Source organism: Neorhizobium sp. 05N33, assembly GCF_056397445.1.
On the sequence record NZ_JBFTNK010000034.1, the window covers coordinates 1 to 8,334 of the forward strand.

Annotated in this window: 1 protein-coding gene; it reads right to left on the reverse strand. The window is 62.6% G+C overall.

The features are described from left to right. Window positions 1–8,334 (reverse strand): tandem-95 repeat protein (locus AC1DLT_RS30725; protein ID WP_477489237.1); only part of this gene is annotated, 8,334 nt, incomplete at both ends.

The following is an 8,334-nucleotide window of genomic DNA, read 5'->3' on the forward strand; positions in this document are numbered from 1 at the left end:
GAACTCGTCGTGGGCAGTGTTCGTGGCGTAAGTCCACGTTCCATTCGTGTTGATCGTGAACTTGCCATAGCCGTTCGAACCAGCAGCATTCGTCTGAGCGACGAAGGTCTCCGGGCTGTCGACATCGCTGATCGTCAGAGTGCCGCCCGAGGTCAGGACTGCGTTGGTTTCCGTCAGGTTGACGGTCACCGGCGTCAGAACCGCGGCGTCGTTCACAGGAGTGACCGCGATGTTGAATGTGTCCGAAACGCTGTTCAAACCATCGGTGGCGGTCACCTTCACATCGAAGCTGCCATTGTAGTTCAACGGCGCATCACCGCTGAACGTCCCTGTGCTGGGATCAAAATGCAGCCATGCCGGCAGTGCCGAACCATCGCCGAGGGTGGCCGTGTAGGTCAGTGTCGAGTCCACGTCCGAGAATGTGTCTCCCGGAACCTGGAAGGAAATCGTGCCTTCCTCCGGAATGCTCTGGTCGGCAATCGCATTCGCAAGAACCGGCGCATCGTCAACCGCCGTGATGGCCACCCCGATCGAACCGGTCGAAACCAGAGTATCGGTGTGCAGACCATCGGTGAGCGTGGCGCTGTCAAGGACCGTCGCCGCAACGTTCAGGTCGAAGTTGCCGGCGAAGTCGTGCGGCGGTGTCATCGTCAGGCCGGAGGTATTGACCCCGGCGGTATCGGTGATGACCCAAACCGCACCTTCGAGCGCGCCTTGGCTGAAGGTCGCACCGGCCGGGAAGCCCGACAGTTCGACCCGCGTCACCTTTTCCGACCCGTCGGTGTCGCCAAGGGCAATGTTGAGCGCGATGTTGGCCGCTGCGTCTTCAGCGCCGAGACCAGAACCGGAGATCGTCGCAGTATCAGCCACCGGCCGAATATTGACCGTGATGGTTGCCGAAGCCGTGGCGTTTGCGGCGCCGCTGCCGTCAGATACCGTATACTGGATCGTGGTGATACCGCTGGCGTTGGCGTGCGGCGTGTAGACCAGGTCCCCGTTGGAGTACAGGAGGCCGCTGCCCGTCGGCCCCGACGTGATGGTCGCCGCGGTCGGATGCAGAGTATCCCCGTCGACATCGGTGTCGTTGGCGAGGGTATTGACGCCGGAGAGCGTATGGTCCTCGTCGACGAAAAAGACGTCGTTGTGCGGGGTCGGTGTATCGTTGACCGGCGTGACCGCGATATTGAAGGTGTCCGAAACGTCGTTCAAACCGTCGGTGGCAGTCACCTTCACATCGAAGCTGCCGTTGTAGTTCAACGGCGCAACACCGCTGAAAGTCCCTGTCCCGGCGTCAAAGTGCAACCAGGCCGGCAGTGCCGAACCATCGCCGAGGGTTGCCGTGTAGGTCAGTGCCGAGTCGATGTCCGAGAACGTGCCTGCCGGAACCTGGAAGGAAATCGTGCCTTCCTCCGCAATGCTCTGGTCGGCAATCGGCTGGACGAGAACCGGCACATCGTTCACCGCTGTGATGGCAACCTCGATCGAACCGGTCGAAACCGCGGTATCCGTGTGAAGGCCATCGGAGAGCATAGCGCTGTCGAGGACCGTTGCTGCCACGTTCAGCGTGAAGTTGCCGTTGTAATTGGCCGGCGGAGTCATCGTCAGCCCGGTGGTAACAACCCCGGCAGCATTCTCGATGACCCAGACACCACCCTGCAACGAGCCCTGGTTGAAGGTTGCACCGTCCGGGAAACCGCTCAACTCAACTCGTGTCACCTTCTCGGAATGATCCGTGTCGCCAAGAGCAATATTGAGCCCAATGGCGGCCGCACCATCTTCGCTGCCGGAGCCGGAGCCGGAGATGGTGGCGGCGTCCGCGATCGGACGGATATTGACGGTGATCGTACCCTGGCTCGTGAGGTTGCCGTCGGAGACCGTATAGCCGATGACCGAATAACCGCTCTCGTTTGCCTCCGCGTGATAGGTCAACGCGCCGCCTGTCTCCAGCGATGCGGATGCGGCCGGGTTCCCCCCAACCGTTATGTTGCCAACCCTGATGAGGGTATCGCCTTCGGCATCCGTGTCGTTCGTCAATACGTTGACGCCCGAGAGGGTGGTGTCCTCGTCGATGAAATAGACGTCGTCATGCGCCACCGGTGCATCGTTGACCGGCGTCACGGTGAAGTTGAAGGTGCCGGTGCCGGGTGCCGAGTTGTCCTCGTTGCCGTCCTCGACCTTGACCGAGAAGGATGCGGTCGGACCTTCCGAACCGTCATGGGTGTAGGTGATCAGGCCGGCCTTGAGTTCGGCGGCGGTGAACGAGGTCGCCGAAGCTCCGCCGTTGGAAATCACCCCGTGCGTCTCGCCGGAGACGGAGACCTGGAAGACCACGCCGCCGTCGACATCGTCCGGATCGGTATAGCCGAGTTCGGCGAAAGTGAGGACGTGGCTGCCGCCTTCGGCGACCACCCCAGTCAACGTGCCGGCCAATACCGGCGCGTCGTTGATGGCGATCATGTGAACGGTCGCAACCTGCGGCGCGCTATCGGAAACCCCATCATTGACCACAACGGTCAGGGTGCGGTCGATCGAGGTATCCGGGTTATCGCTGTTGTCCTGGTAGACGATGTTCTTGAGGATCGTCTCATAGGTGGCGATCGATGCCAAACCGGTGACCGACAGCACGCCGGTGGTTGAATTGTAGCCGACGTTCAAGCCCACGGCGGCGGCGGTTGCCGTCGCGTTGAGGAAGAGCGTCTCGCTTGCTCCATCAAGGTTGTGGGCAAGCGTCACCGTCATCGACTGCAGCGTCGAAGAGTCGACATCGGCAAGGCTTGCCTGCCAGGCGAACTGCTGCGGCGTCTGTTCCGTGGCGTTGGTCGCCGTACCGTTTCCAGCAGCCGCGCCGTTCAGGTCGACAACCGTTGCATCGTTGGTGCCGGTGATCGCGATGGTCAGCGACGCCGTCGAGGTCAGGCCGTGGGCATCCTTCATGCCGTAGGTGAAGACTTCGCTGACGTGCGCGTTCTGGACAAGCGCCTGGGTGTCGGCGTCATTGTTGTCCAGCGCATAGGCATAGCTGCCATCCGCATGGATTGTCAGCGTGCCGTAGGTGCCGGCAACCGTGACATCGCCATTATTGCCGGGAACGGCCGTCAACCCGCCGCCGGCGAACTGGACCGAGGTGACGGTCCTGGTGTCGAAGATATCGGCGTCGGTATCGTTGGTCAGCACATTGCCGGTTGCCGAAGCGTCGCCGGCCGTGCCGTTGGCGATGCCGCCGGCCTCGATTACCGGATCGCCCGCATTGGTGTCGGCAATGGCATGCGGTGCATCGTTGACCAGCTCGATGGCCTGCACGGTGCCGCCGTTGCCGTTGTTCTCACCGGCAAAGGTGAACTGCTCGATGTTCTTCGCCGTCGCCACGACGGTGCCGCCGAGGCTGAAGGAGAAGGTGCCGTCGGAGGCCCGAACGATGTCGTAGTCGGCCCATTTGCCGGCCAGGATCATCGTATCCACGTCGCCGCCAGTGGTGTCGTCGGCGTCGGTGACGACCACCTTGGTGCCGGCAAGACCGGCCAGGTTGATGACGTCGTCGCCGGTACCGCCGGTGATGACGATGGTCGAAGGTGCGATGGCGGTGCCGGAGAGATCGCCGACATTGATCGTGCCGCCGCCTGCATGCAGGGTGATCTCGATGCCTTCGATTTCGTCGGCCCGTACAGTCGTTCCGCCGGTGCCGCTATAGGTGACCAGCACGTCGGGCCGATCGTCGGCCGGCGCAACATTCTGCGGGTCCGCCAGGGTCGATTTGCCGATCGTGAAGGTGCGGCCCTCGGCATCGCCGGCAATCTTGAGGACGTCGTAGTCCGGGAAGATCGAGCCGGTTTCCGTGCCCCCGTCGATCACGTCGGCACCGTCGCCAACCTTGTAGACGAAGGTGTCGTTGCCTGTGCCGCCGGAAATCAGGTCGTCGCCCTTGCCCCCGATCAGCGTATCGTCGCCGTCTTCGCCATACAGCTTGTCGGCACCGCCGCCCCCTTCGATATGGTCGTTGCCGCCACCAGCGAAGATGATGTCGTCGCCGGCGTCGACCGGGTTCGGGTTGCCATCGTCTTCGCCATAGAGCCAATCGCCGCTGGAGCCGCCATAGATCAGGTCGTTGCCGCCTTCGCCCTTGGCCGTACCGCCGCCATTGCCGAGGACGAGCACGTCATTACCGGAACCGGCATAGAGGTTGTCGCCAACATTGTCATCGCCACCGATGAGAAGGTCGCTGCCTGCACCACCGAGAAGCGTGTCGGAACCTGCGCCGCCCTTGAGGATGTTGTCGTTTCCGTCACCGGCCAGAATATCGTCGCCGATACCGCCCGTCAGGTTTTCGATGTCGACAAGCGTATCCGTTCCGACCGCATCATTGGCGCCGTTGCTATCGATTGCGCTGTGGGCCGGAATAGCGGCCGGCCAAGTTGCGGCGTCACCCAAGTTGGCGAACACACCCGTCGTCAGCGACGAGTAGTCTGCGGTGTCGCCGCCGAAAGCCGAAGCGATAATCGTTGCGGCGTCACCCGATGCAGGGTTGGATGGCCGGTTGAAGCCAACGGCACTGTTGGTGCCGCCGTCGAGCAGATCGTCGCCCTTGCCGCCGACCAGCATGTCGTTGCCGTCTTCGCCATAGAGCTTGTCGGCGCCAAGACCGCCCCAGATCTCGTCATTGCCGGCACCGCCCTTGAGAATGTCGTTGCCGCCGAGACCGGAGATCAGGTCGTTGCCCGTGCCGCCGTTGATGATATCGGCGGAATTCGAACCGCCGAGGATGTCGTTGCCGTCGCCACCTTCGATGGTGATCGGTCCGCCGTCCGCAGTGGAGCCCGCAGCCAGAAGAATGACGTCATTGCCATCGGTGCCGACGATCTTTTCGACGCCGGAGAGATAACCGGGAGCCGTGCTGTAATCGGCCACGAAGCCCGATTTGCCGTCACGCTCCAGGATGATCGTGTCGTATCCTGCGCCACCGATAACCTGGTCGGCAGTGCCGGCAAGACCAGCGATATTGACCGCCAGCAGGCTGCCGTCACCCAGCTGAATGTTGCGGGTGCCGGAACCGGTCACATCCGCGCCGAGGACGAAGGTGTCGTTACCTTCACCGCCGTCGAGAACATCGGCTCCGAGACCGCCATCCAGGTAATCGTTGCCACCATTGCCGGTGAGCTTGTTGGCCTCGTCGCCGCCGATCAGCACATCGTTGCCGGCACCACCCAGGGCATCGACGATGCCCGAGACGCTGTCGATACCAATCACTTTGTCGATCACGGTGGCACCGTCGGTCGCGGTGTCAGCTGCAACGGTCTGGCCGCCGACCATGTGGGCAGCACCGTCAAGGTTGACGAAGACGTTGGTGGAAAGGCTGGAATAGTTGATCGAGTCGATCGAGCCGGCGGCATCGACGCGAACGGTCACCGTCGAGGTGGCGGCGTCGCCGTCTGCGTCGGTGGCGGTGAACCCGAGGGCCAGATCGAGATACTGGCTCGTCGCATTCGGCGCCGTATGGTCCAGCGGCTGAAGCAGCGAGAAGGTGTAACCGCCGGTCGCAGCATTGAGCAATGCTGTAAAGACGATATGGTCCAGCGCCGGCGGGTTGGCAGAGCCGGTGAACCCGGTAAGCACACCACCGATGACGGCGATCGTCACCGGATTGCCGTTCGAGCTGAGCGTCGTCACCGACGCTCCGTTTTGATCCTTTGTCGCGACACTTCCAGTGAAGGAAAGCGTACGCGCGCTGCCGGCATCCGCACCCCAGGAGAGGCCTGTCAGGGCGGCGGTGATGGTTTCCGAGCCGCCTTCCTCGACCGTTCCGATGGCATTGGGGCCGGCCGTCGGCACGCTATCGGTGACGGTGACGATCAGCTGGTCATGGAGCGCCACGCTGTCGCCGTCGCCATCGGTTACCGTGACGGCGGACGAAAGGTCCAGCGCCAGCGAACCGTCGCCGTCGGTGAAGGTAATCGAATGACCATTGTTGACGGTTGTAGAGCCATTCGGCGAACCTACACCGTCAAGATCGAACTTCGTCTGGTTCGGGACATTGCCGACATTCAAATACCAGGTGGTGTGGGCCGGGATGTTGATAACATAGTCCGTTCCACCGGGGTTATTGTTGTCCAGCGTCCAGGTGACTGCGGTATTGCCAGAATTGCTGACGCGGATGATCGCGTCGCCGTCCGGCAGGTGTCCCACGAAGGCGAGATCGTTGCCGCCGACATCAGCGACAGCTGCATGACTGCCGGCAGCGTCGAGAGCGGCAGCCGGGATCGACACGCCATCGATAACCACGCTGTCGGTGTGGTCGAGCGGGCCGGTCTGCGCAAAGGTGTAATGGCCGGTGGCCGGATCGACGCTGAAGGTGAAGATCGTCGCCGCACCGGCTTTCGCCACCAGGGCATTGCCGACGACGGAATAGGTAAGCGCGACACCGCCGGACGTCAGCGAAGTCAGGCTGGAGGACAGACCGGTGGTTTCAACCGAGTAGCGGCCGAGACCGTCAGCGCCCGGCGATACCAGGGCGGAAAGCTCGCCTGCAATCGAACCGCCTGCGGCGCTTTCGGTGATCGCGCCAGTGCCGATCACACCGGTGGAGATCGGAGTGTCGTCGTTGACATTGATCTTGAGTGTACCGGTAGCCTTGTCGCCGTCACCATCGGTAACGGTGACGCCGATCGACAGGGTCGTGTTCTCTTCGGTGGTGCCGGCGGTCGGATGGACGATCGGCGCCTCGGCAGTAAAGCTGTAGGAACCATCGGCGTTGACGACCAGAACGGCGGCGGTCTGGCCGGAGAGATGGCCGGTCGCCGTGAACGTCGTCGAGCCGTTGGCGCCCTTGACGCCATTGCTCCAGTCGACGGATTCCGTCTTGGCAAGACCGCCCTGTTCGTAGATCACACTGAATGCCGGACCGTTGATGGCTACCGACTTGACGCCGTCGGCGCCCGCCGTGAACAGCGAACCGGCAAGCCCGGTCGCGACATGCTCGTTGACAACGTCGCCCAAACCGCCGGCATTGCCCGCCCCCTGAGCCTCATCGTCCAGAACCGTCGTCGACGTCACTACATAGGCCTTCGGCGTGTCGTCGTTGACATCGATGGTCAGGGCACCGACGGCATGGTCGCCATCGCCGTCCGTCACGACATAACCGAACGGCAGCTTTTTGTCATCTTCGAAGCCCGGCAGAGAAAAGTCATGCGCAACCGGCGCGCCCAGCGTGAACGTGTAGGAGCCGTCCGCCTTGATCACCAGGACCGCAGCCGGTGTCCCGGCCGGATAGTTGGCGCTCGTCGCCGTGAACGTCGTCGTCCCGTCAGAACCGACGACACCGCCGCTCCACGAAACCGCTTCCGTCTTCGCAAAGCCCTGAGCGTCCTTGTAGATCACCTCAAAGGCAGCACCCAAGATCTCGACCGACTTCACACCGTCCGCACCTGCCGTGAACAGCGCACCTGCACCGCCCGATACCGTGCTGTAGTTCGGGGTAACGTCTCCCCAGCCGCCATTGTTGGCCGGCGTGAATTCGCTCTGCGCCTCGTCGTCGAGAGTGGCTGAACCGGACACGAGCGAGACGATCGGCGCAGGCGTGTCGTCGTTGACGTCGACCTTCAGCGTACCGGTCGCCTTGTCGCCATCGCCGTCCGTCACCGTGAAGTCAAACGACAGCGACTTGTTGTCTTCCGAAATGCTCACCGTGTCATGCGCAACCGGCGCGCCCAGCGTGAACGTATAGGAACCGTCCGCCTTGATCACCAGGACCGCAGCCGGTGTCCCGGCCGGATAGTTGGCGCTCGTCGCCGTGAACGTCGTCGTCCCGTCGGAACCGACGACACCGCCGCTCCACGAAACCGCTTCCGTCTTCGCAAAACCCTGGGCGTCTTTGTAGATCACGTCAAAGGCAGGACCCGAGATCGCGACCGACTTCACACCATCCGCACCCGCCGTGAACAGCGCACCCGCGCCGCCCGACACAGTGCTGTAGTTCGGGTTCTCATCGTTAAAGCCGCCATTGTTGGCCGGCGTGAACTCGCTCTGCGCTTCGTCGTCGAGAACACGCGAAGCCGTCACCACACCCTTCGAGACTGGCGTGTCGTCATCGACATTGATGGTCAGCGTGCCCGGCGTTGCAGCCGCATCGCCGTCCTTGTCGGTGACCTGGTAGGAAATCGTGAACTGCACATTGTCTTCCGTCCCCGGGATCGTCCCCTGCGGATGGTTGATCGGTGCAAGCTGGGTGACCTCATAGGCGCCCGTCACCGTGTCGGTGATGGTGATCGAAACGACCGCGCGTTCGCCCTGATAGATGGTCATCACCTTGCCGTCTTCGGACGGCGTCGCGGTGAAGCCTTCAGG